The organism is Nocardia sp. NPDC050408, assembly GCF_044458905.1.
Lineage (GTDB): Bacteria > Actinomycetota > Actinomycetes > Mycobacteriales > Mycobacteriaceae > Nocardia.
On record NZ_JBITIL010000003.1, the window covers coordinates 197,647 to 220,654 of the forward strand.

Sequence of the window (23,008 nt, forward strand, 5' to 3'; positions counted from 1 at the left end):
ATACAGGTGGAATCTCCGAAGACGCGTCCGGCCCAAAAGTGGTACTAGGGCAGGCCCAGGATTCTCTCGTTGCCGCCCATGCCGGGCGGTCCGCAGCGGGAGTGCCTGGTTGGCCGCCATTACAATCGGCCCAGCCAGCAACCGAGCTAACCATCGCTGGACGTGCTGAGCGGTGGGTTACCGACGGCTGAGCCCGCCCGCGGCTTACCCGTTACGAGGTGTGCCATGTCCGAGCAGGATGCGCTGCTAGCCACCAAATTGCGTGTGCCCGGGCTGCGCCTGGGCTTCGTGCCCCGCCCGCGGCTCGTGGGTCGGCTCGACGCAGATCTGAAGCCGGGGCTGGTCCTGGTCTGCGCTCCGGCAGGGTTCGGCAAGACGGGCTTGCTGGCCGAATGGGCTCGAAGTGGCCGACGGCCGGTTGCCTGGCTATCGCTTGATGCGGCGGACAATGACCCGGCGCGGTTTTGGCGGCACGTGGTTGCGGCGCTCGATCGGGTGCGCCCGGGAATCGGCGAGCAGGTCGGCCCGCTGCTGGGCCCGCCTGCCCCAACCTCGTTCGAAGGACTGGTGACGGCGCTGATCAACGAACTCGACGCCTGGTCTGGTGAGGATGAGGTACTGCTGGTCCTCGACGACTACCACCTGATTGATGCACAGGCGGTTCACGCCGCGCTGACGCTTCTGCTGGAGCACCCGCCGACAGGTCTGCGGCTTATGCTGGCCAGCCGGTCCGACCCGCCGCTGCCGCTAGCGCGGTTGCGGGCCCGGGGTCAGCTGGCTGAACTGCGCGCCGACGAGCTCCGCTTCGCACCGGACGAAGCGGCGGCGCTGCTGCGTGGAGCGACTGGCGGCGGCTTGCCCGACGCGGTAGTAACGATGCTTGCCGCCCGCACCGAGGGATGGGCAGCCGGCCTGCAGTTGGCCGGCCTCTCGCTGCGAAGCCAGGCGAATCCCGCCCAGTTCGCAGCAGCGTTCAGCGGCAGCCACCGCTACATCCTGGACTACCTGGCAGGGGAGGTTCTCGAGCAACTGAGCGAGCAGGTGCGCGGGTTCCTGCTGGAGACCTCAGTGCTCGAGCGCCTCAGCGGGGAGCTCTGCGACGCCGTCACCGGCCGGGCGGATGGTCAGGAGATGCTGGAAGGGATCGAGCTGGCCGGCCTGTTCCTCGTACCGCTGGATGAGGTACGCGGCTGGTGGCGCTATCACCATCTGTTTGCCGAGCTGCTCCGCGCCCAATTGCAGCACGAACAGCCCGGACGGGCCTCAGCACTGCACCGGAACGCGGCAGCCTGGTGCGAGGCGCATGGGCTCGCCGACGAGGCCGTACACCACGCATTACGTGCGGACGACACAGCGTGGGCTGCGCGGATGATCGAACGGTACTTTGACGGGATCTTCCGTCAGGGCGAGCAGGCGACGGTGCATCGTTGGCTTTCCGAACTGCCCGCCGAGCTCATCCAGTCACGGCCCCGCCTGTGCCTGGCACAGGCGTGGATGGCGCTCGTGGGTAGCAACATGGATGCGGCTGGGCCGCGGCTCGACGCTGCTCAGCGGACGTCTGCAGACGCTGGTGAAGAGCCGTTCGAGCCGTCGGTCGGCAGACCCGCGAGCTGGCTGGCGAACGTCCCCGCAGCGATCGCACTCGGTCGTGCCTGGCTCGCCTATTTGCACCGCGATGCCGAGGGAACGGCCGCGTTCGCCGCACGGGCACTGGCCGAACTCGGCGAGGACGAGTGGATGCTGGAGTCCGTAACGTGGTGGCAACTGGGCTTGGCCGAATGGCTGCGTGGCAGGCTCGAAGAAGCCGAGCAGGCTTTCACCTCGAGCATCGCCCAGTGGCAGGCGGCGGACGAGTGTTCCCTGGCTGTTCGAGGTTACTACCACCTCGGCCAGGTGCAGCGCGCCCAAGGCCGCCTGGACGCAGCACTCGGCGCATACCAGCAGGCACTCGAGATCACCGCACGACCCGGTGTGTCCACTCTGTCGACTGCTGGCATGGGGTACGTCGGCATGGCGGAGGTGGCCTACCAGCGAGGCGAGCTTGATGCGGCCCTCCGGGACGTAACAGAGGGCATCCCACACTGCCGGCAGCTAACCTACACTCAGCCGCTGGCCGCGGGGCTGGCAACGCTGGCCTGGATTCGGCAGGCCAAGGGTGATCCGGCCGGGGCCATGGAAGCGATCGGCGAGGCCGAGCAGCTCACGTTGGGCACAGCCATGGATGACCTGTTCAACCCCATTCCAGTGCAATGGGCGCGGTTGCACCTCGCACAGGGCGACGTTGTCGCGGCGGCCCATTGGACGAAGGAACGCGCCCTGAGCGCGGAGGGCGAGCCGGATTATTCCCGGGAGCCCGAGTATCTGGTGCTGGCCCGGTTGCTGCTCGCACAAGACTTGCCCGACCCGGCACTTGCACTGTTGGAAAAAATGCTCGCGGCGGCGGCCATCCAAGGCCGGGTGGGGAGCATCATCGAGATCCAGGCGCTACAGGCGCTGGCCCTCGCCGCTGGCGGTGCGGAGAAAAGCGCTGTCGACGCACTGGCCAATGCGCTCACACTCGCCTGCCCGCAAGGCTATGTTCGGGTTTTCGCCGACGAGGGTGCCCCGATGGGCGTCCTACTCCGCCGACTGATCGCGGCCCAGCAGGCGGACCACGCAGCCCGCGTGCCCCTCGGATATGTGGCCCGTGTGTTGCAAGCGCTCAGCCACAAGCACGTCGTCCAAGGTTCCGGGTCGAGTGCCGCGGCATTGGTGCCGGGCTTGGTCGAGCAACTGACCGCCCGTGAGCGCGACGTTCTGGGCCTGCTGGTCGCAGGCAGATCGAACAGGCGGATCGCCGATGAGTTGGTGGTCAGTGTCGACACCGTCAAGAAACACCTCACCCATATCTTCGGCAAGCTCGGCGCCGTCAACCGCACCGAGGCTGTCGCCCGGGCGCGGCAACTGGGTTTGATTCGCTAGAGCAGCGCTTCACCGAGGCAGCTCAACGGAGGTGCGGGCCTGCGATTTTCGCGTCCAACGCAACGTCTGGTTCACATCCTGCACGAGCCATCAATCGGCCCGAGCACGAAATCAGCTTCGACAACCAGCTGGGTCACCGAGAAGGCGCTGGCGTCCAGAGCATCTACACGAAATTTCCTCTCCTCCAACACTATTGACTAGCCGATCGTACGGAGCATGGGTGTCCCCTGGGCGTCACAGTCCGAGCCGGCCTCGGTGACGAGGGCGGCCGAGGTGTGTCCGGTGGAGTTGCGTGACGAGCAGCTGCGTGAGGCCTTGTTGGTGCGCTACCGGGCCGAGCGGATCGAACTGACGACGCCGGGGCGGATCGACCGTCTGATCAGTTCGGCGCGGGCGACTTTCGAGGATCAGTTCTGTGAGCGCACCGTGTCACGGCTGAGTGAGCTGTCGGGCGACCGGTTGAACAACCCTGGTCGCGGTCGGTGTGATCGGCTGCGCGAACGTGCTGACGGGTGAGCGGAAGTCGGTGCTGGCCAAGGGGTTCAGGATCAGTCGGGAGACCGTCTACAGCTACCTGCGTGTGGAGGTTGTCACAGGCTGAGCCGGGACCCGCAGCTGCCCGAGATCGTCTTCGCTGATGAGCTCGGGCTCGCTGTCGTCCTAGTCGTCGAAGCAGCGACGTAGCTGGATCTCGTCGAGATATTCGCGGATACCTATCCCGGATCACGAGATCAGCGGCACGTTCGGCGATTGCGAGCACGCTCGCGTTCGGGCTCGCGTCGGTGAGTTCGGGCATGACGGCTGATCAATCAGAGAATGCTCGAATTCGGCTATCGCGCGGAGGATTTGGAAGAACATGTGGATGCCGCCCCCTTCGCAGACCGAATCCTGACGGGTGTCGACGCCCGCGAGGTCGCCGTCTGCCCAGAAGCGCATCGTCAACCAAACCAGCAGACCACTGCTGGTAGAGGCGCTAATCGCCGCTAAAAGGTGGGCTTAGCGCGAGACTGGCTCAGACCGAGAAGGTCGGGCTCAGCATGGTTGCGACGACCGCGATATTTCGATAAGATGATATCGAAAGCATATAATATCAATTCGACAAGATATGATTCGGGTAGCGCCTCGAAGGATCATCGAGGCTCCGGCCGAACGCCAGGCGCCACGACCGCGACTCCAGGTGTGCGTTCCCTGCCGTGCCGACCGCTGATTACGCAGATTGCTGAGCTTCATCCACCTATCAATGGAGAATTTCATGTCGAATACCGATCGTGTCGCCGTTGTCACCGGCAGTGGGCGCAGCATCGGCCGGGCGATCGCGCTGCGTCTGGCTGCAGACGGGGCGAAGGTCGTCGTCAACTACAAGAGCAATGCCAAGGCTGCCGAGGAGGTCGCCTCTACGATCGAAGTAGCCGGTGGGCGGGCCACCGTCGTGCAGGCGGATGTGACCGATCCGGCTCAGCTGACGTCGCTGTTCGATGCTGCGGAACGCCGGTACGGCGGGCTGGATGTGTTCGTGCACAATGCCTACGGGTTCGCTGCCGGGCCGATCGCCCGGGCGTCCGACGAGGACTACGCGCGGTCGTTCGCCGCCAACTCCCGGGCCACGTTCGTCGCGTTCCGGGAGGCTGCCGAGCGAGTACGCGACGGCGGCCGGATCGTGTACATTTCGTCGTCGGCCACCCGGGCGAGCGACCCGTCCATGTCGTTGTATTCCGCGAGCAAGGCGGCGGGTGAACAGTTGGTCCGGGCCTTCGCCCGCGAGGTGGGGCCACGGGGAATCACCGTGAACAGCGTACTGCCGGGGCCGACGAATACCGATGCGATGCAGCCCATGAAGGAGATGTTGACGGAGCGGGCCGCCCGGACACCACTGGGCCGCTTCGGTGAGCCGGAGGACATCGCCGATGTCGTCGGTTTCCTGGCCTCTCATGATGCTCGATGGGTGACCGGTCAGAGCATCGCCGCCGACGGGGGCCTCACAGCGTGACAGGCCGGCCATGCACCGCGACATCTCACGGGCTTGGCCGTTGACAGCGCGGGATACAGGTCACCGTCGCCGGCGTCGCGACAGTAGCCGGCGTGCCCCCTGCGCCGCCCCGTTGGTTCAGGCAAAAAAGCGTGTCCAACCGGATCCGCCACCGGAACCCGCGCAGTCGCATAGTCGCCCGAACGTCGACCGTTTTGTTAGAAAGGACCAGGCCAGATGGCCGACAGCAGTGCAGTATCGAACAACGAATCAGGCGCAGTCGACTTCGACCTGGTGTACCGCGGCGAAACAGCCGCCCAGGGCTTGAGCTTCGAGCGGGTGCCCTGGGACATCGGTAGGCCGCAGCCGCTGCTCGTGGAGTTCGAGAAGGGGGGCAGTATCACCGGCGAGGTACTCGACGCCGGTTGCGGACCGGGCGATACCGCCATCTACCTGGCCGGTCTCGGGTACCAGGTAACCGGGCTAGACATCGCGGCCACGGCGATCGACCAGGCAAGCCGCCGGGCGGCGGAGCAAGGGGTGTCGATGGTGTTCGAGGTCGCCGACGCAACCGTCCTCGACGGATATGACGGCCGGTTCGACACGGTCGTCAGCAGTCAGCTCATTCACTGCCTGAATCCCGAGCAGCGCCGCGCGCATGTGGCCGCGCTGACCCGGGTGCTCAAACCTGGCGGCCGGTTGATCCAATTCAGCGCCAACTTCGCCGACGGTGTCGAAACCTTCGGGCTGTATTCCATCTCGGAGGACGAATTGCGTACCACGTTCACGGCGCCGGACTGGTCGATCGTCGGTCTGCGAGCCGGCCGTATGGAGGGCACCAGGCCGCCTGAGTCGTTGTTGAATCAGTTCGCACAGTACAACTTCCATCCTGAATTCACTGATGACGGACTGATGCTGATGCCCGTCTTGGCACTGGAAGCGCAGCGGCTCTGACGAACTCGCCAGCGCGGGTGGCTCGTACAGCACTGACCCAGCGCGGTGTCGGCTGAGCCCGATCGGACGTTTACGCTGCGCGGGCGCGGCGCATACGTCCCAGTGGTCGAGCTCAACCGAGCCGTCGCGATCGTCCGAGCCGGCGACCCCCGCTGCGGCGTTGCGCGCCGTCAACCGCCTCGACTTTGACGGCTACCTCTACTTTCACTCGACCCGCAGAGTTGTTGCGGCTTCTCGGCCGTGATGCCGAGGCCCGAGCGGCGTGCGGCCGGGCGCTCGAGCCACCTCGACCCGAGCGGAGGATTCCTGACCCGGCGGGTCGAACAGACCGTTCGATGAGACCGACAAGGCGACTCACCCCTTGTTCGACACCGACCATGCCGGAACCGCGGCGATTACGCCTCACATATTATATGAAATCAATATTTTATGAGATAAAATGGTTCATGTCGGCCGGATTGATCCGGGACCAACTCGAGAAGGAGCTGCTATGTATCTCGTCACCGGCGCAACAGGGGTGATCGGTCGACCGCTTATGGACACGCTCCTTGCGAGCGGAGCGCAGGTCAGGGCGGTGACCCGACAGTCCAACGTGAGCCTGCCCCAAGGGGCCCACGCAGTGACAACCGACGATCTCGACTCCGCCCTGCAGGGCGTCGACTCCCTTTTTGTTCATCCGCGAGCGACTAAGGACGACATCGCGAGCCTGCTCGCTCACGCCGCCGAACACCGTGTCGGACGTGTGGTGGTGATGTCGGCGATCAACGCCGACGACGACGTGTCGTTGCAGCCTTCGTGGTTCAACGGTGACCGCAATACCGAGGTCGAACGCGCGGTTGTGAACAGCGGATTGCCGTGGGTGAGCGTGCGGCCGAGTTCGTTTGCGATGAATACGCTTACGATGTGGTCCGGTCAGGTTGCCAACGGCGACATGGTGTTCGGTCCGTTCGCCGAATTCGCTGAGCCACTGATCCATGAGTGGGACGTCGCCGACGTGATCGCACGTGCCATGGTCGATGATGCGCTGCTCGGCCGAACGATCCCGATTACCGGCCCCGAGGCGCTGCGTATGGACCAGCTTGTCGCCATCATCGGAGAAACGCTCGACCGGCCATTGGGTTTTCAAGAGGTTCCCTCCGAGATGGCCGCCAAGGGCATGATCGCGCACGGGCTCGACAAGCAGTTCGTGGACGCCCTGATGGCTCGATACGCCCGCGAGATCAAACAGCCGCTCACGGTGACCAGCAATGTCGAGGACATCCTCGGCCGTCCAGCTCTCCCATTCGCCACCTGGGTAGCCGATCACAAGGATGACTGGTCATAACCCGCAGTATTCAGCTCCCGACGCACGGCGTAGGGGTGTGCGGCCGAGCACGACAGCGCGCTGTCGATACGGTCATGTGCTTTACGTGGCTTCTCGGTGGGTGAGAACGACTTCGTCGAGCCAGTTTCCGTAGGTCAACGGGTGTGGTCGGCGCGTGTGTTCCCCCAGGGCGCGGACGTTCTGCAGGCGGATGGTTGTGGAGCAGTTTCGGCCACGACCACCGTTTTCGTGGTTGTAGGCCCTGGCCGCCAGCACTCGATACATACCGCCAGCGCGGTCTCGTTCCGTCGTGAATGTGGCCGGACCCACCTCATTGGGAAGCCGGACCACTTGTGCCGCAGGAGATTCCAGGGGTTAGCCGGTGCCGCAATGTCGCCGCCGACCACTGCTGCTCTGAGGTAGCGGTGTAGGGAGGTCTTCGGGACACTGGAGGCATTGTCACGCGTCCCACCTGGAAGCCCTCGCCATCATCACCAGCAGTCGATGCAGGACCTTCGCGGGACCGGGGGCAGCCTCACCGTTCAACTCGACGGCGGCGAACGCCTCCGCCAGCGCTGGCGCCGGCGCGAACACGCCGTGACGGAAGCAGTTGTGGCTCAGGTCGCTACGCCACCGTTTGTAGTCGCTGACCACCCGCGCCAACGTGTCGCCTTTCGCGCCACTGACCCGGGGATATTCGTGATCAGCACACGTTGGCCCCGGTACGGGACCGCTGCAAGCCTCATTTGAGGCTATATGAAGTTCATATAATATGATAAAAATATTGTAGTTCGTAGGGTATCGGCCGTGCGAGAGTGAGGAGCCTGACGATGGCCAACGCAAGAGTTCGCGTGGGTGCTGCGCAGACGATGTCGGTGTTGCGCACGCCGGAAGAGCGGTTCGAAGGCTTGCCCGGCTATCCGTTTGCACCGCACTACACCGATATCGACGCTGGTGATGGCGCTGGCACGCAGCTGCGGGTGCACTATCTCGACGAACGTCCTGTCGACCCGGCGCGAGCGTCGGGGCAGACCATCCTGCTGCTACATGGAGAGCCGTCGTGGAGCTTCCTGTACCGGCACGTGATACCACCGTTGGTCAGCGCCGGGCATCGCTGTGTAGCGCCTGATCTCGTCGGGTTCGGCAAGTCGGACAAGCCCATCGACCGTTTCGTGTACACGTATCAGAGCCACGTCGACTGGCTGGCGCGAACGGTATTCGATCGCCTCGACCTTCACGACATCACGATGGTGTGTCAGGACTGGGGAGGTCTGCTGGGGCTGCGGTTGCTGGCGGAGCATCGAGAGCGGTTTCGTCGCGTGATCGCGACGAACACCTCGTTCCCGACCGGCGACCAGGACCTCGGAGGTTCCTTTGCGCTGTGGCTTCAGCTCAGTCAGCGTTCGAATCCCTTCGACATCGGCCAGGTCGTCGACCGTGGCACCGTGACCGATCTCGATCCGGCGGTCCTGGCGGCGTACAACGCACCGTTTCCCGATGAGTCGTATCTGGCGGGCGCTCGCCAATTTCCCCTACTGGTGCCCATCGCGCCGTTCGACGACGCTGCAGCGGCGAACCGCAAGGCGTGGGCCGCGCTCGGGATGATGCGGATCCCGTTCTTGTGCGCGTTCAGCGACAAGGATTACGGGGTCGGCGGTGGGGACCGGGTGTTTCGTGAGCACGTTCCAGGCGCCGCTGGGCAACCGCACGTCACGATCGCCAACGCTGGTCACTTTGTGCAGGAAGATCAGGGGGCCGCTCTGGCCGCCATCGTCGACGAATTCATCCGATCGACTCGCTGAACCGGTCGCGGGGTGTGCCGTCCCGGCCGTGGCGGAAACCGCCCGTCGAACGAGTTGTTTGGTGCCGACATGGCGGCGGGGGCGCATCGAATTGCGGTCTTCAACGTCATTCCGGTCTGATGATGCGCGTTCGCTCGTGGTTCGCGGCGCGCCATTTCTATGCTTGCGCGGTTCTGCGTATGATATGTAAGCCGTATAAACGTGGGCGAGGTGGCGCAGGATGAGTTCAGTAGCAGGCCGTGCTCCGACGCGAAGCCGGCGGAGGTTGACGGCTGACGTGCGGGAAGCATTGCGTGACTTGAATATTCAGTTGTCGCTGCTCAATCGGAGGTTTGGTGGCCGCGTTGAGGTCAAGGATGTCGATTGGACGTGCCTGGATCTGATCAACCGATATGGCCCGCTGTCACCTACGGCGCTGGCACGTCGTGCCGGGTTGCATCCTGCGACGATGACGGGGATTTTGGATCGGTTGCAGAAGGGGGGATGGATCGTGCGCGAGCGTGATCCAGAGTCCTCGGATCGTCGTGCGGTCATGTTGCGTGCTGTGCGCGAACGGAATTCCGAATTGTTCGAGTTGTTCTCCGGGATGAACAACCGCATGGATAAGTTATGTGCTCGATATTCGGTGGCCGAGCTCGAAGTGATCGCAGACTTCCTGCAGCGGACCGGCGAGGTGGGGCACGAGGCAGCGGAGGAGTTGGCGGAAGGCTGAGGGGTAGCAGCCCATTGGTGTTGCTGGGTTTTCTGGCCGTCGGTAGTACGCTCGTGCGCGGCTTCGTCCTCGGTGAATTAGCTCGCCCTTTGGCCGTCCCGGCGCTATCGGCAGTCATCTGCGATGAAAGCGTAAAGCTAGCGATGGGGCTTCCAAGCTTCTCGCGTAGGTGGCGTGTCGGCGCTATTTGCTGCCGATTCCGTGCCGCGCTGCGGTCCGGAGTGCCTTGGATCAGTGAGCAGCATGAGCGGATCGCGTACCACTGTGGAGTGAAGCCGTCTTCTCGGGCGCGTCCTGACGACGGCGACGCCATCCGGCTCGCGGGTCTGTCGGGGCTGCGAGTTGCGCGCCGCCAGGTGCGGTGGAGTCGTGTGGTCTCGCTCGACTTGCACCTTTCCAACATCACCAGTCGCTCGGCGTTCCTTGTCCTTGCCGAGGAGGACAAGCGTGCCTTTCTCTTCGAGGAGCGCAGGCGACTACGGGAGATGTTCCCCGGCGAGGCGGTGGAAGAGACCTACGTGGTTGATTTGCTGATGACCACTCGTCCGTGACGTGCTCCGGTGTCCGGGAATTCGCAAGGACGGTCAGCCGACTCCGGCGACAGGGGGATGCATCGAATCTCGGATGTCTTTCTCACTGCGCGTGCGGCAGCGTTCACGCCATTGGGCGGCGCCGGGGCTCAGGCCAGGGTCGTCGAGTTGGATTCGTTCACCTGGGCGGGAAGGACGTGCGGGAACCGTCGGCCTGGCAGCGCGACCAGACCTGCAACGGCCGCCGCGTAGCAGAGTGCGGCGACCACGGCGCAGCTTACGGAGAGGCCGGACAGGAACGAGTCCTGCGCGGCCGTGAGCAAACTCGGATTGCGTGCGGCGATCCCGAATGCGACCGGCACCGAGTCAGCGGCTTCAGCAGCCTGCCCGGTCGTAGCGAACGCGCTGTCGAGCAGGCGGGAACCGAAGATCGATGAGAACACAGAGCCGACCACGGCGACTCCGAGCGTCGAGCCCAACTCGCGAGTGGCATCGTTGACCGCCGAGCCGACACCCGCCCGAGACGCGGGTAGCACGAGCATGATCGACTCCGTCGCCGGGGTCGAGATCAGACCCATGCCGAGGCCCATGAACATCATCTGCGGGACGATCACGGTCCAGTAGGGCGTGCCGACGTCCGCGGTTCCGGCAATCCACGCCATGGCGGTGCCGAACGACAGGAGCCCGGTGACCACCACAGCGCGTGTACCCAAGCGCGGAGCGAGCAGCCCGCCGACTACCGAGGCAACCGCGATCGATAGCGCGACCGGGAGAATGCGGGCGCCGGTGGAAAGTGGGCCGAACTCGCGGACTACCTGGAAGTACTGGGTGATGAGGAAGATGAAGCCCGATAGCGCGAAGAAGGTGACCGCGACCGCTGCGCTGGCGGCGCTGAAGCGTCGATCCGTGAACAGTCGGACGTCGAGCATGGGGTGCTCGGCCGCGCGTTCGGCCACCACGAAGGCGACGGTCAGTCCGGCAGCGATCGCGAACCCGATCACCGTGGCGCTGCTACGCCAACCGCGCTCGGGGGCCTCGATCACCGTGTATACGAGCACTCCGAGCAAGGCGATCGAGCTGGTCAGGCCCCGGAAGTCCAGGGCAGGCACGGAACGGTCGCGGGATTCGGGCACCAGCAGGAATCCGAGAACGGCGGCCACGAGCGCGAGTGGCACCAGTGCCCAGAACACGCTGCCCCAGTAGAAGTGCTCGAGCAGCAATCCGCCGGTAACTGGGCCGGAGGCGACGCCGACCCCGACGATCGCACCCCACCCGCCGAGCGCGGCGGCGCGCTGTCGGCGGTCGGGGAAGGTGTTGGTGATGATCGAGAGCGTTGTGGGGAAGATCAGCGCGGCGAATGCTCCCATGCCGAAGCGTGCCGCGATCAGCGCGACCGTGCCGTCGACCATGGCTCCTACCGCGCTGGCGGCGGCGAATCCGAGGAGCCCAGCCAGGAGTGCTGGTCGTCGTCCGTGGCGATCCGAAAGGCTGCCCGCCGCCAGCACCAACGTGGTGAACGCCAGGTTGTAGCCGTCGACGACCCACTGCAGTCCACGGGTGCCCACATCGGACTCGGTCGCGATGCTGGGCAGCGCGACATTGACGATCGTGATGTCGAGGTTGATGGCGAGCACCGCGACGTAGACCGAAACAAGGATTCCGGCCTTGCGACTCACGAGGGTTCCTTCAACCACCAGTCGCGGATCGCGGCCGCGAACCGGTCGGGTGCGTCGGACTGCACGAAATGCCCTGCGCCTTCGACGATCACGGTGTGGTGGTTGGGGAAGAGCTGCTCCCATTGCCGTCGCTCCTTGTCCCCGAACACGACGTCGGCGTTGCCCCAGATGATGAGCGTCGGGAGTGACGCGAGGCCGGGAAGGCCGGCTTCGACATCGGCGAGAAGGGCATGACTGGCGGTAATAGACCGGGGCAGTACGGCTGACGCTTGGCGCCGATCGGAGGTGGCGAGCGCCTTGCGGTAGTGGCCTATCTCCTCGACGGTCGGCTTCCGCAGTCGGTGCCCGATGGGGATCGTCGCCTCGACGAACAGGTTGAACTGCCTGATCAGCAGACGCCCCAGGGGGCCGCCCATCACGTGAGAGGCGATGTGCGCCTTCGGATCACCATTCATCGGCCAGCCCCAGGTGTTGGTCAGCACCAGACGCTCGAAGGCGGCGGGCCGCTGCTCGACGGTGGCGAGACCGATGGGGCCACCCCAGTCGTGGGCCACGAGGGTGATCTCGCTCAAAGCCAGAGCGTCGACGAAGGAGGTGACGATGTGGATGTGTTCCTCGGGTAGATGCCGATAGTCCGGGCGGGCCGTTGACAGGCCGAAGCCGGGGTAGTCGAGTGCGATGCAGCGGAACTCGTCTCGCAGGGCACCGATCACCTCGCGATACACAAACGACCAGGTCGGGTTTCCGTGCAGGAACAGCAGTATGGGCCCCGAACCTTCATCGACGTAGTGGATCGTGTGCCCGTCGATGGCCACGAACCTGCTCTCGAACGGGAACAGTTCGTCGTCAACCCATGCAGGTCTTTCCATCTCGGTCATGACTCCACCTCACTTCGCGACTACACTTGATATAGTCACGTGAACTTTAGAATGTCAAGCAGGTGGAGATGAGTCGAAGTTACGGCCAGTACTGCGGTCTTGCCCGGTCGCTCGATGTCGTGGGCGACCGGTGGAATCTGCTCATCGTCCGCCAGCTCCTGGTGGCTCCCGCCCGCTACCGCGAACTGCTCGATGGGCTCCCCGGCGTGGCCACCAATCTGCTCTCCGACCGGCTCCGCGACCTCGAGGCCGCAGGCGTCGTCGAGCGCCGGCTTGCCGAACATGGCAACGCGGTAATGTACGCACTCACCGCGTGGGGTGCCGGGTTGCGCGAGCCCATCGAAGGGCTCATCCGGTGGTCCACACCGCTGATGGTGCGTGGCCCCGCCAACGACCGCTTCCGTCCCGAATGGCTGGCTGTGGCTCTCCCGGCCTTGCTCCGCGGCAAGGTGGATGCAGATCGATCATCGACGGTCGGGGTTGGGATCGACGGTCAGATGTTTCAGGTGCGGTCGACCCGCTCGGGCCTGGATGTCAGTCCGCACGATGGTCGAGCCCTTGATGCCGTCGTGCGCGCAGAGGCCGCGATCGTTCTCGGCCTGGCGGCAGGCATGCTCGACCTCGACGCAATCCGTACACTCGTCGACATCGAAGGTGACGAGACAGCCCTGCGAGCCATCTTCGGTGCGCGACAAGCCCCCCAATGACGCGGCTCCGTGCGTCGATGACCACCCCCAAGCTGGCTTGCCGATTCCTCTGGACACTCGCCGCTGGTACGTCTGCCAGCGAGGCACTGGTTCGCCGAGCAAGCTGAGAGAAGGCTCGCCGACAACCATCTTTCCGGTATCGGCGCCGACGCGGTCACGACATCAACGTTCTGTCCCACAACAGCTAGATCAAGAATGCCCGCAGTTGGGGGATCGCCTCGACCGGGTGTTGTGCGCGGATGGCTTCGCCGATCGCGTCGAACCGCCACACCCCGTTCATGCGGGACAGTTTGCCCATGACCAGGCCGGTGTGGGTTCCACCGCCGGTCAGGTCGTAGCGGGCGATTTCGGTACCGGACACGCCGTCGACCAGGCGGCAGAACGCGTTCTCGATCTGGTCGAAGGTTTGGCCGGAGTAGGAGGTGACGATGAAGACGACGGTGGTGACCTCAGGGGGTAGTCGGGTCAGGTCGACGGTGATTATTTCGTTGTCGCCCTTGCCTTCTCCGGTTGTGCTGTCGCCGAGGTGTCGTACCGAGCCGTCGCGGGAGCTGAGTTGTTCGTGGTAGACGACATCGACGATCTGGTCGGCGGCGAACAGCAGCGCCGCCGCGTTCAGGTCGATGTCGACCGACCGCGAGCGCAACCAGCGGCGGGCGCGGACCGGATCCCAACCCAGCGCCATGGTGACATGGTTGAGGGCCGCTCCGCTTTGGTCGCGCAGCGTTACGAACAATGGTTTCTCCCTTTGTTGTCAGGCGAATATGAAGTAGCGCAACCACAGATACGGTGCGGCGACCGCGATGGTGATGGCGGTGACGACCGCGCCCTTGCGAGTGAATTCCCAGAACGAGATGGGTGCTCCGGCGCGGGCGGCGATGCCGAGCATCACGACGTTCGCGCTGGCGCCGACCGCGGTCAGGTTGCCGCCGAAGTCCGAGCCCAGGGTCAGCGACCACCACAGGGCGTCGGTGTGCCCGGGGTTGTCGATTCCGGCCGCGAGGTCGGCGACCAATGGGCTCATCGTCGCGACGTATGGGATGTTGTCGATGATCCCGGACAGCAGCGCCGACACCACGAGAATCAACATGACGGCCACCAGCGCGTTACCGCCGGTGGCGTCGGTGGCCCAGCCTGCCATCGTCTCCACTACACCGGTCTTCACCAGTGCGCCGACCATCACGAATAGTCCGGCGAAGAACAGCAACGTTTCCCATTCGACTCCGGACAGGTAGTCGGTCGGTTCGGTGCCGGAGATCAGGACCAGGACCCCGGCCCCGAGCAGCGCGACCACCGACGGATCGACATGTAGTACCGAATGGCCCACGAATCCGGTGAACACCGCGAGTAACACGACACCGCATTCGATCAGAAGTCGCCGGTCGCGGATGGCTTCACGTTCGTCCAGTGCCATCACATCGGCGATCCGATCGGGCTCGGCGTCGAAGGAGCCACGGAACAGCCTCGGCAGGATCAGGGTGAACACCGCAAGTTCGAGTACCACGATTGGTGTCATGTGGACCAGGAAGTCGTTGAACGGCAATCCGCTTCGGCTGGCGATGATGATGTTGGGTGGGTCGCCGATCAGGGTCGCGGCGCCGCCGATGTTGGAGGCGAATACTTCGGCGATCAGGAATGGTGCGGCGCGGATGCCGAGTCGGTCGCACACGAGCAGGGTGACCGGTGCGATCAATAGCACGGTGGTGACGTTGTCCAGGAACGCCGAAGCGACGGCGGTGATCAGAGTGAGCAGGATCATCACCCGCACTGGGGATCCCTTGGCGCGCTTGGCCGCCCAGATCGCGGTGTATTCGAAGACGCCCGTTTGACGCAGTACCCCGACGATGATCATCATCCCGAACAGCAGCAGGATGACATCCCAGTCGACGCCGGTGTCGTGGGAGAAGAACGCCTCCCCGGAATCGAGCACTCCCAGTGCGAGGATCACCGCCGCGCCACCGAGCGCGGCTTTGGTTTTGTGGATGCGTTCGGTGGCGATGAGTAGATACGCCACTACGAATGCGGTGACCGCGACGGCGGTCACCGTGGTCCACCCATGCGCGGGCAGCCGTTTACATCGCGGCGAGTGCCACCTGCAGTAACCGTGATGCGGTGATCACGCCGATCATCCGGGTTCCGTCGACCACCGCGATCAACGGGCATCGGCAGCGGGCCATCAGGGCGGCGACTTCGATCACGGTGTCGTCGGCGCGGGCTACCGGCAGGACGGTTTTGGGTTTCGATTCCGGGAGTAGATCGCCGACGGTCTTGCCGCGCAATGCTTCCGCGACCCGATCGGCCACCGATTCCGACAACACCCCGGCCAGCGCCGGATCGTCCTGGACATATCCCGGCACCAGGAACCGCACCACCTGCGACGCCGGTAGCACCGCAAGGGGCACCCGGTCGGCGTCGGTCACCACGATGCCCGGCAGCCGATGCTCGGCCAGCAGCCTCGCCGCCGCCGACGCCTCGGAATCCTTGGTCACCGACGGATAGTCCTCGGCCATTTGACTTGCGTGCACACCAGCACGATACGACCGCCCGACCCCACACCGACACATATCGACCATCGACATCGTCACGATCAACCGTCGCCGTAGCGCCTGCCACCATGAGCCACCCCTTCGCCGGACCGCCCGACCCGCCGACCGGATCGGGTTGCCGACCAGACTTCCCGGCGCACCACCCGTAAAGATGCCGTAAAAACGCCAGTTGAGCAAACCGTGGGCGCGGAGGGTAGCGCTCGATTCGATCCGTGAAGAAGTCGGGAGGTGCAGGATCGAATATGGGTCCCCGCTGCGGGCCGATGAGTTCGATAACCCGAGGTGCACCGATGCGCATTCTGATTTCCGGGGCCAGCGTCGCCGGACCCGCGCTCGCCTACTGGCTCAGCCGGTACGGATTCGACGTCACCGTTGTCGAACGCGCACCAGCGCCGCGCAAGACGGGCGGCCACGCGGTGGATCTGTTCCGACCGGCCATGGCGATCGTGGAGCGGATGGGAGTAGCCGAGGAGATCCGAGCGAAGGCCACCGGGACCGATACGCTCGTGATACACCGGCCTGCCGCGCGTCCGGTAACACTCGATCTGCGCAAGATGTTCACAGCTGTCTCCGACAACCACGTCGAGATCATGCGCGACGATCTCAGCGAAATCCTCTACAACACAACATGTTCCGACGTCGACTACATCTACGCCGACTCTATCTCCGCGATCAGCGACGACGGTCATGTCACCTTCGAACGCAGCCCGGCACAGCGCTTCGACGTGATCATCGGAGCCGACGGGCTGCACTCGAATGTGCGGGCACTGGTCTTCGGCCCGGAGTCCCGATTTTCCACCTGGCTCGGCGCCTATCTGGCGATTTTCTCCGTCCCCAACTACTCGAATCTGGACGGGGTGATGGAGATGATTGTGGACGTCGGTCGGGTCGCTGGCGTCTACGGTGCCGCCCACATCGATGATGGGCGCGCGGGGTTCTTTCTGCGCCCGCCGCAACCGTTGGACTACCACTATCGTGACATCGAGCGGCAGAAACAGTTGCTGCGTGAGCACTTCGGCGATATGGGATGGCAGGTGCCTCGGCTGCTGGCCGAGCTGGAGAACACCCCGTCGTTCTACTTCGACTCCATCACGCAACTGCGGTTGGACACTTGGTCGCGTGGCCGGGTCAGCTTGGTCGGTGATGCCGCGTACTGCCCAGGCCCGGCGGTCGGTGGCAGCACCAGCATGGCTGTGGTCGGTGCCTATGTTCTCGCGGGTGAACTCGCTGCCCACTCCGGCGACTACGCCGCCGCGTTCGCCGCATATGAACACGAGATCGGCGACTATGTCCGCCGCAGCCGTCGTTTCGCCGTTGCCGCCGCGAAGACTATCGTTCCCGCCCAACGCTACCAGCTGTGGGCAATGGTCCAGGCGGTGCGCCTGATCGACATCTTGCCCGCACCGCTCGCCCGTGCCGCCGCCGAACTCAACGCCAAGGGGGTGCGCCTGCACGACTCGATCACCGTCAAGGACTACGCGGGATTCGACAAAACTCGCGGGTAGTTCGCAACCGATTCTCGACGTCGCGCACGGTGATGCGACGGTCTCGCGGCAGGTGTCCCAGGTGTCGCGCACCATAGCGGCTAGCGCGGACCCCGATCTGAAAAAGCAGATCGGCACGATTCTCGCGGGTAAAGGCAGCATCCGCGATCTCACGTGCGTCGAATCATTCAATCGGACGATACCCATTGTAGTGCAGCGCTATTCACAGATGACCGACGCCCAGCGCAACCAGTTGGCAGAGCAAGCGCAGGCCGGAACTGGCAAGGCTGCGCAGCCAACCACCGGCACCCGCTCCTGGGCTCGAGCCTCAGACGCCAGATCCTGAACCGGCTCCCGCATCTGCATGACCAATCCAGGAGCACCAGCCGTGACAGCTGTCCGAGGACATCATCGAGGGCCGACGACGAGTATTTCCGCGAACGATGGCATGATCAGCGTCGGAGTTCGGGAAGTAGCCCCAGCTGCTATGAGACGCTCGCCAATACCCGCTCTGGCTCGTCCGGTACGTGGTCCTGCGGCGATGGCAGGTCTTCGTCACGCCGTCGCGGTCGGAGGTGTCCCCACTGCAATGCGCAGATGCCCGCGATCGCGGCCAGCGCGGTCGCGATGCCGATTTTCCAGCCTGGTGGTCGCCAGGTGAGGATCAGTTCGCTGTTGTTCGTGCCAGCTGGAATATCGAGGGCGACAAAAGTTTTCGCCACCATATGGTATGGGATGTCGCGGCCGTCGAGGGTGGCTCGGTAGCCGGGCCAGGCTAGCCGTGCGAAGACGACCCGGCCGCCGTTGGCCGAGGTCACCCGGATCCTGCTGGTGAGGCTGGTGCGCTCGGCCGAGGTGGCGGTGACGCCGGTGGTGTCGGCGATGAGGCCGTTCTTGGTCGAGATCGGGCCGCCGTCTCGTTCGAGGACCCAGATGTAGCGCTCGTGACCTGGATAGTCGACCCATTTCCAGCCGGGCGGCGCGGGATGGTTGCCCGCCTCCGGATACTGCGCCCGTTGCAGCACAACCCTGTCGACCTTCATCAGGTCGACAATCGTTCGGCCCGTGGATGATTCGGTATCGAAGGCGCGTCGGTAGGCGTCCGGGCAGGTGCTGCCGTCCCAGCCCATGCACAGAATGGCGCTGAACGCCGCATAGCCGATCGGGGTGTAGGCGTTGACGTAGTCCAGTCCCATGTTCTTCGCGTAGTTGCCGAAGGACAGGGATCCGTAGGCACCGGCCAGGCTCATGTCGTCACCCCGCAACAGCGCGCGATCGGCGAGTTGCAGTGTGACACCGTCGAAATGGGGGAACGTGGCCGTCATTTCCGAACGCCGCTCCGGGAAGCCGTAGGACATCGGCGTCGGTGGCGCACTGTGCACCTGCCAGTAGGCGATCGGGAACATGGACACGATGGTCAGCACGCATCCGATGGCGACGCCTCGGGTGCGGACGAGCCAGACCGCGGCGGCCCCGAGCGCCGCGACCGCCGCGGCGGCGGCGAGATGCCGCAGCACATCGTGCGGGTCCGCGGAAAACGAACGCACGAATAGCAATCCGATCAGCACGCCAGCGGCGATCCCGCGTTGGCGCCAGTGCGCGAAGCTGCCGTAGCGGCTGAGCAATACGCACACCAGCACCAGTAGTGCGAGAGCGACCATCGGCAGCACGCGTGCCGGCCACCGTAGTGGCCCGATGCGGCCCGGCCCGGCGCACCACATCAGTACCGCTGTCGCGAAGAGAGTGACCCCGCTGAGCTCGCGTGCCGAGGCTCGAGTTGCCCGCCAGTCGATGAACGCCAGCGCCGGAATAACGAACCAGGCGATATAGACCATCGGCAGCGGCTGGACATATCCCCACCAGCCGGTGAACGCGGGCACGGTACTGGGCAGGCTCGCGTTCAGCGATTCCGACCACGGCACGGTCAGAAAGGGGTCGTTGAGAATTCGTTCGTTTCCCCGCCAGGTCACCGGCGAGGACAGCATTCCGGGCAGGTAGGTTTCCAGGCCCGCCAAGCCCGCGCATCCGGCGGCGAGCAGCAGCCGCAGCGATGGTGCCCACCGCCGCTGGTAGATCGCCTCACCCACCGCGACCGCGACGATCATCAACGCGGATTCGACTGCGGGAAACACATATTGGACCGAGATCGCCAGATACAGGAAGACAAAGACCGGAATCGGTCCACTACGACCCCGCGCGTAGCGGACCGCCGACGCCCAGGCGTGCACCATCCACGCGGTACCGGTGAGCGAGGTTGCCCAACTGGCCTCGTCGAAGAACAGGAACCATCCGCTCAACGGGAAGGCCACACCCGCGACCGCGGCCCATTGCGGGCGGGCGCTGTAGACCAGGCAGATCCGGTAGGCCCCGAGCGCGGCGATGATCGAGAAGATCAGCTTCACCACGGTGACGTAGAGGGCGAGATTGTCGACCGAGGGCGCGATCAGATCGACCAGCAGTTGCGGCGGGTTGTAGAGGCCCGCCTCTTCCATCGAGTAGTTGCCCGACATCCATTCCCATGGCACGAGCGCGGGGAAGTGGCCCCCGCGCAGCTGCCTGCCGAGCATCACCCACATCGGGCCGTACTGGGATTCGGTGTCGTCGGTGTAGAAGTGGCGGGCGTTGGCGAGTAGCACCATCGCATAGCCCGTGACCACACCCAGTGCGGTAATCGCCGCCCATCTACCCACGTCTTTCCGCGATTCGATTGCCGCGCCAGCCACCACGAGCTCCAGACCCTACCGGAAAGAGGCACTCTGCAACAGTTGCCATATGCATATTTCTCGGGCGGTCGGCGGCGCAGCGAGACCGACCGCGCACCCTGCACCGGCATGGCAGCACCGTCGTGATCCCGGGCCATCGCACCGACGTCGCCGTGCTACTGCCGCCGGCATGATTACCGCGGACATGCGCCCCGATAACCCGGTATCCGGGAAATTCCGCTGCCATGTCGACGACCACATGATGGAAGGTATGACCACTCGCCGCGAGGTCCGTGCTCGATCGTGATCAGGACGCGGCCCTCGATACGTTCAGCCGTACCATCGGCAGCGTGTCGACCGGTCTGCCGGTTGCGTGTTCGATGGTCTCGCGCAGCTTGTCCCAGGCGCCGGGGTGGTGGTGGATGTAATGTTCGAGCGCGGTGGACGATTCGTCGTTGGTCATCGGAGTCGCGGTCGCGGCGAGGTTGCGTCGGATGCCGGTGGAGATCCGGACGTGTGGATGTGCCTGGATATTGCGGTACCACTGGGCTTTCGTGCCGAATCCGGAGACGATGACGAACTCGTCGGGCGCGGGCCGGTCGACGACCTCGAGTACGACGAATCGGCGTTCGCCGGATGTGCGCCCGATGTGTTGCAGCATGAGCATCCGTGTGCCGAACAGGAATCCGAGCCCGGCTCGGTAGAGCCAGATGGGCGCTCGCACCAGCCATCGGGTCTGCAGGGCTCGGGCACCGAGCTGGGTGGCGAGGTTCGGTGAGGCCATTTCCGTTCTCCTCCAGTAGGTTTCAGCAGCGGGGCTTACTGGGCTCAGCATCTTCTTGGGCAGCACGCGATTCGATGCCAGGAGCACACCGATCACCACCTGATGGTCGCGGCGTCGACGGGGGCGGCGTTGGTGTCGGCAGAGACGATGCGGCCGTCGCGCATACGGACCACGCGGTCGGCGATCTCGGCGGCAACCTCGTTGTGGGTAACCATCACCACACCGCGGCCCGCGCGGCTGGTGCGCTGCAGCAACTCGAGTACACCGCGTCCGGTGGCGACATCCAGCGCACCGGTGGGTTCATCGGCCAGTACCAGGTCCGGGTCGGTCGCCAGCGCACGCGCGATCGACACCCGCTGCTGCTGACCGCCCGACATCTGGGCCGGGAAGTGATCCGCGCGGTCGCTCAGCCCGACCGCCGCCAGCAGATCCGGAACCTGGCAGCACTCGCCGCAGCCGGTCAGCTCGACGATGACCTCGACGTTCTCCCGCGCGGTGAGACTCGCGATCAGATTGAAGAACTGGAACACGAAGCCGACGTGATCGCGCCGGAACGCCCCGAGAGCCGCCGGGTGTTTTCCCGAAATATCTTGGCCCGCAACGATTACCGATCCACTGTCGGCTGATTCGATGCCGCCGATGATATTGAGCAGCGTGGTCTTGCCCGAGCCGCTGGCACCCAGTATCGCCCGGTGCGACGTCGAGGTCGATATCGGTGAGGGCGTGCACGGCGGCCTCGCCCTTGCCATAGGTCTTGCACACTGCGTGCAGGTGGAATCCACCGCGCGGTCGGTCAGTCGTCGGTGCGCTCGTATTCATCTGTTCGGTCACCGGAAATTCCTTCGCTATCTGGGATTTCGGTCAATCCCGCCGCCCGGAGCAGCGGGCCGGTCACGTTCACCGCGCGCAAGGTGGGGTCTATGATGCGGTGCAGGATCAGGCCGTCGACAAGTGCTAATACCACCGCTGCGGTGGCTTCCGGGTCCACGGTCGATCCCTGCTCACGCAGCCATGCGGTCATCGCAGCGCGCGCTTCGGCGACGAAGCGCCCCAACTCGATTCGCAGCCGCTCATGGCGGGTGGCGGCCAGCATCATCTCGCTCATCGCCACCGTTGCCGTGTCCGTCCCGGTGTAGGAACCGATCGCGATGAGCATCTGCGTCATCGCGGCAGGTCCGGATGCCGCGAGCACCCCGGCCATCACGGCGTCGTATTCCGTGCGTGCCAACTGCAACGACGCATCGACCAGCAGGTCGGTCACCGATGGGAAGTGGTAGTGCACCAATCCTGGGCGCACACCCGCGCGTTCGGCGACCATCCGAGTGGTCACCGCACCCCATCCCTGCTCCGCGATCAGCTCAACAGCCGCCGCCATCAGCTTGGCGCGCGTTTCCTGTCCCTGCTCAGCCGCCGTAACCACGGATTTCCTCCCGTCGGACCCCGTATTGGGCAATCGCCTTGGGCGGTTACCCAATCAACAGTAGCACTATGCAACAATTGCTATAGGCAATTTCGGGTGATCGGCCTTTCAATGCGCGCGTTCGACATCGGTGTCGTCTCGCGACACAGTCCGCGTGCAGATCGTGTCCTTCGACAACAGTCGTGCCGTGAGAGTGGCCATCGTGACCGCGGCCAGCAGTGGCAGGATCCTCGGGTATTCGCCGGTGAGCTCGAACACGATGGTCACCGCTGTGATCGGGGCGCGGGTGGCGGCGCCGAGCGCGGCGCCCATGCCGATCAAGCCGTAAGAGCCTGCGGATGCGGTGGCATCGGGCAATAGATGATGGGCGATATCCCCGAACGCGACTCCGGCCATTGCGCCGATGAACAGCGTCGGTGCGAATACGCCACCGGAACCGCCGATGCCGAGGGTCAGGCTGGTCGCGAGCATCTTTGCCACCAGCAACACCAGCACCAGCCCGATCGCGTAGCGGCCTCGGATCGCGGCCTCGAGCGCTGGATAGCCCAACCCCATACAGCTGTGGCAGTGCCAGCAGCATTGC

General features: G+C 64.8%; 23 protein-coding genes. 12 read left to right on the forward strand and 11 right to left on the reverse strand.

Annotated features, from left to right (window positions below; genetic code table 11):
- Positions 1 to 225 precede the first annotated feature (225 nt).
- The 5 genes from ACIBJI_RS10660 (at position 226) to ACIBJI_RS10680 (ending at position 7,205) form a co-directional block, all read left to right on the forward strand.
- Entirely contained in the window at positions 226 to 2,961 is a 2,736-nt protein-coding gene (locus ACIBJI_RS10660; RefSeq protein ID WP_397083860.1) for a LuxR C-terminal-related transcriptional regulator, read from the forward strand.
- A 216-nt stretch (positions 2,962 to 3,177) separates the two neighbouring features.
- Positions 3,178 to 3,477 carry a hypothetical protein gene (locus tag ACIBJI_RS10665; RefSeq protein WP_397083862.1) on the forward strand — a complete coding sequence of 100 codons (300 nt, stop codon included), beginning with the start codon at positions 3,178 to 3,180 and terminating at the stop codon, positions 3,475 to 3,477.
- 736 nt (positions 3,478 to 4,213) lie between these two features.
- Positions 4,214 to 4,948 carry an SDR family oxidoreductase gene (locus ACIBJI_RS10670; RefSeq protein WP_397083864.1) on the forward strand — a complete coding sequence of 245 codons (735 nt, stop codon included), beginning with the start codon at positions 4,214 to 4,216 and terminating at the stop codon, positions 4,946 to 4,948.
- A gap of 216 nt (positions 4,949 to 5,164) precedes the next feature.
- Positions 5,165 to 5,881 carry a class I SAM-dependent methyltransferase gene (locus tag ACIBJI_RS10675; protein WP_397083866.1) on the forward strand — a complete coding sequence of 239 codons (717 nt, stop codon included), beginning with the start codon at positions 5,165 to 5,167 and terminating at the stop codon, positions 5,879 to 5,881.
- A 490-nt stretch (positions 5,882 to 6,371) separates the two neighbouring features.
- Positions 6,372 to 7,205: an SDR family oxidoreductase gene (locus ACIBJI_RS10680; protein ID WP_397083868.1), complete on the forward strand. Its 834-nt coding sequence runs from the start codon at positions 6,372 to 6,374 to the stop codon at positions 7,203 to 7,205.
- Between the two features lie 438 nt (positions 7,206 to 7,643).
- Here ACIBJI_RS10680 and ACIBJI_RS10685 read toward each other — a convergent pair whose 3' ends face one another.
- The gene (locus tag ACIBJI_RS10685) at positions 7,644 to 7,847 is read right to left on the reverse strand and encodes a hypothetical protein (RefSeq protein ID WP_364346575.1); all 204 of its coding nucleotides are present in this window, start codon (positions 7,845 to 7,847) and stop codon (positions 7,644 to 7,646) included.
- A gap of 206 nt (positions 7,848 to 8,053) precedes the next feature.
- Here ACIBJI_RS10685 and ACIBJI_RS10690 point away from each other — a divergent pair, with 206 nt between their 5' ends.
- From ACIBJI_RS10690 to ACIBJI_RS10700, 3 genes are all read left to right on the forward strand, one after another.
- Positions 8,054 to 8,986 carry a haloalkane dehalogenase gene (locus ACIBJI_RS10690; protein ID WP_364346956.1) on the forward strand — a complete coding sequence of 311 codons (933 nt, stop codon included), beginning with the start codon at positions 8,054 to 8,056 and terminating at the stop codon, positions 8,984 to 8,986.
- 220 nt (positions 8,987 to 9,206) lie between these two features.
- Positions 9,207 to 9,698 carry a MarR family transcriptional regulator gene (locus tag ACIBJI_RS10695; protein WP_364346577.1) on the forward strand — a complete coding sequence of 164 codons (492 nt, stop codon included), beginning with the start codon at positions 9,207 to 9,209 and terminating at the stop codon, positions 9,696 to 9,698.
- 269 nt (positions 9,699 to 9,967) lie between these two features.
- Positions 9,968 to 10,249, forward strand: coding sequence for a hypothetical protein (locus tag ACIBJI_RS10700; protein WP_364346579.1), 282 nt, complete (start codon positions 9,968 to 9,970; stop codon positions 10,247 to 10,249).
- A 128-nt stretch (positions 10,250 to 10,377) separates the two neighbouring features.
- Here ACIBJI_RS10700 and ACIBJI_RS10705 read toward each other — a convergent pair whose 3' ends face one another.
- Positions 10,378 to 11,904 (reverse strand): MFS transporter, encoded by a 1,527-nt coding sequence (locus ACIBJI_RS10705; protein WP_364346581.1) that lies wholly within the window; start codon positions 11,902 to 11,904, stop codon positions 10,378 to 10,380.
- A complete protein-coding gene (locus tag ACIBJI_RS10710; protein WP_364346583.1) occupies positions 11,901 to 12,782 on the reverse strand; it encodes an alpha/beta fold hydrolase in 882 nt (293 codons plus the stop codon). The genes ACIBJI_RS10705 and ACIBJI_RS10710 overlap by 4 nt, the downstream gene beginning before the upstream one ends.
- 68 nt (positions 12,783 to 12,850) lie before the next feature.
- On the opposite strand from ACIBJI_RS10710, the gene ACIBJI_RS10715 reads away from it, so the two are divergent.
- Entirely contained in the window at positions 12,851 to 13,489 is a 639-nt protein-coding gene (locus tag ACIBJI_RS10715) for a helix-turn-helix domain-containing protein (RefSeq protein ID WP_329408038.1), read from the forward strand.
- A 184-nt stretch (positions 13,490 to 13,673) separates the two neighbouring features.
- Here the strand turns inward: ACIBJI_RS10715 and ACIBJI_RS10720 are convergent, their stop codons facing one another.
- Genes ACIBJI_RS10720 through ACIBJI_RS10730 form a run of 3 tightly spaced genes read right to left on the reverse strand, consistent with a single transcriptional unit; the run spans position 13,674 to position 16,014 of the window.
- Positions 13,674 to 14,225, reverse strand: a complete 552-nt coding sequence (locus ACIBJI_RS10720) for a TerD family protein (RefSeq protein WP_364346586.1) — start codon at positions 14,223 to 14,225, stop codon at positions 13,674 to 13,676.
- 18 nt (positions 14,226 to 14,243) lie between these two features.
- A complete protein-coding gene (locus ACIBJI_RS10725) occupies positions 14,244 to 15,533 on the reverse strand; it encodes an SLC13 family permease (protein WP_397083873.1) in 1,290 nt (429 codons plus the stop codon).
- Positions 15,534 to 15,561: 28 nt separating this feature from the next.
- Positions 15,562 to 16,014, reverse strand: a complete 453-nt coding sequence (locus tag ACIBJI_RS10730) for a CBS domain-containing protein (RefSeq protein ID WP_397083875.1) — start codon at positions 16,012 to 16,014, stop codon at positions 15,562 to 15,564.
- Positions 16,015 to 16,325: 311 nt separating this feature from the next.
- Here ACIBJI_RS10730 and ACIBJI_RS10735 point away from each other — a divergent pair, with 311 nt between their 5' ends.
- Entirely contained in the window at positions 16,326 to 17,540 is a 1,215-nt protein-coding gene (locus ACIBJI_RS10735) for an FAD-dependent monooxygenase (protein WP_397083877.1), read from the forward strand.
- A gap of 61 nt (positions 17,541 to 17,601) precedes the next feature.
- Complete coding sequence (locus tag ACIBJI_RS10740; protein ID WP_364346594.1) at positions 17,602 to 17,865, forward strand: hypothetical protein; 264 nt, start codon at positions 17,602 to 17,604, stop codon at positions 17,863 to 17,865.
- A gap of 139 nt (positions 17,866 to 18,004) precedes the next feature.
- Here the strand turns inward: ACIBJI_RS10740 and ACIBJI_RS10745 are convergent, their stop codons facing one another.
- Positions 18,005 to 20,158, reverse strand: a complete 2,154-nt coding sequence (locus ACIBJI_RS10745) for a hypothetical protein (RefSeq protein ID WP_397084235.1) — start codon at positions 20,156 to 20,158, stop codon at positions 18,005 to 18,007.
- Positions 20,159 to 20,411: 253 nt separating this feature from the next.
- Here ACIBJI_RS10745 and ACIBJI_RS10750 point away from each other — a divergent pair, with 253 nt between their 5' ends.
- Complete coding sequence (locus tag ACIBJI_RS10750; RefSeq protein ID WP_364346596.1) at positions 20,412 to 20,528, forward strand: multicopper oxidase domain-containing protein; 117 nt, start codon at positions 20,412 to 20,414, stop codon at positions 20,526 to 20,528.
- Here ACIBJI_RS10750 and ACIBJI_RS10755 read toward each other — a convergent pair whose 3' ends face one another.
- The 4 genes from ACIBJI_RS10755 to ACIBJI_RS10770 all read right to left on the reverse strand — a co-directional run bounded on the left by ACIBJI_RS10755 (position 20,529) and on the right by ACIBJI_RS10770 (position 22,980).
- Positions 20,529 to 21,005 carry a nitroreductase family deazaflavin-dependent oxidoreductase gene (locus ACIBJI_RS10755; protein ID WP_397083879.1) on the reverse strand — a complete coding sequence of 159 codons (477 nt, stop codon included), beginning with the start codon at positions 21,003 to 21,005 and terminating at the stop codon, positions 20,529 to 20,531.
- Between the two features lie 92 nt (positions 21,006 to 21,097).
- Entirely contained in the window at positions 21,098 to 21,754 is a 657-nt protein-coding gene (locus tag ACIBJI_RS10760) for an ABC transporter ATP-binding protein (RefSeq protein WP_397083881.1), read from the reverse strand.
- 44 nt (positions 21,755 to 21,798) lie between these two features.
- On the reverse strand, positions 21,799 to 22,425 hold the full coding sequence (locus ACIBJI_RS10765; RefSeq protein WP_397083883.1) for a TetR/AcrR family transcriptional regulator: 627 nt from the start codon (positions 22,423 to 22,425) through the stop codon (positions 21,799 to 21,801).
- Positions 22,426 to 22,533: 108 nt separating this feature from the next.
- On the reverse strand, positions 22,534 to 22,980 hold the full coding sequence (locus tag ACIBJI_RS10770; protein WP_397083885.1) for a chloride channel protein: 447 nt from the start codon (positions 22,978 to 22,980) through the stop codon (positions 22,534 to 22,536).
- Positions 22,981 to 23,008: the final 28 nt, after the last annotated feature.

Excerpts from the sequence above, each read along its gene's own strand:
- ACIBJI_RS10660 (WP_397083860.1), top strand. The coding sequence starts at position 226 with ATGTCCGAGCAGGATGCGCTGCTAGCCACCAAATTGCGTGTGCCCGGG.
- ACIBJI_RS10665 (WP_397083862.1), top strand. The coding sequence starts at position 3,178 with ATGGGTGTCCCCTGGGCGTCACAGTCCGAGCCGGCCTCGGTGACGAGG.
- ACIBJI_RS10670 (WP_397083864.1), top strand. The coding sequence starts at position 4,214 with ATGTCGAATACCGATCGTGTCGCCGTTGTCACCGGCAGTGGGCGCAGC.
- ACIBJI_RS10675 (WP_397083866.1), top strand. The coding sequence starts at position 5,165 with ATGGCCGACAGCAGTGCAGTATCGAACAACGAATCAGGCGCAGTCGAC.
- ACIBJI_RS10680 (WP_397083868.1), top strand. The coding sequence starts at position 6,372 with ATGTATCTCGTCACCGGCGCAACAGGGGTGATCGGTCGACCGCTTATG.
- ACIBJI_RS10690 (WP_364346956.1), top strand. The coding sequence starts at position 8,054 with ATGTCGGTGTTGCGCACGCCGGAAGAGCGGTTCGAAGGCTTGCCCGGC.
- ACIBJI_RS10695 (WP_364346577.1), top strand. The coding sequence starts at position 9,207 with ATGAGTTCAGTAGCAGGCCGTGCTCCGACGCGAAGCCGGCGGAGGTTG.
- ACIBJI_RS10710 (WP_364346583.1), bottom strand. The coding sequence starts at position 12,782 with ATGACCGAGATGGAAAGACCTGCATGGGTTGACGACGAACTGTTCCCG.
- ACIBJI_RS10715 (WP_329408038.1), top strand. The coding sequence starts at position 12,851 with ATGAGTCGAAGTTACGGCCAGTACTGCGGTCTTGCCCGGTCGCTCGAT.
- ACIBJI_RS10735 (WP_397083877.1), top strand. The coding sequence starts at position 16,326 with ATGCGCATTCTGATTTCCGGGGCCAGCGTCGCCGGACCCGCGCTCGCC.
- ACIBJI_RS10745 (WP_397084235.1), bottom strand. The coding sequence starts at position 20,158 with ATGGTGCTACTCGCCAACGCCCGCCACTTCTACACCGACGACACCGAA.
- ACIBJI_RS10750 (WP_364346596.1), top strand. The coding sequence starts at position 20,412 with ATGATTACCGCGGACATGCGCCCCGATAACCCGGTATCCGGGAAATTC.
- ACIBJI_RS10755 (WP_397083879.1), bottom strand. The coding sequence starts at position 21,005 with ATGGCCTCACCGAACCTCGCCACCCAGCTCGGTGCCCGAGCCCTGCAG.
- ACIBJI_RS10760 (WP_397083881.1), bottom strand. The coding sequence starts at position 21,754 with ATGGCAAGGGCGAGGCCGCCGTGCACGCCCTCACCGATATCGACCTCG.
- ACIBJI_RS10770 (WP_397083885.1), bottom strand. The coding sequence starts at position 22,980 with ATGGGGTTGGGCTATCCAGCGCTCGAGGCCGCGATCCGAGGCCGCTAC.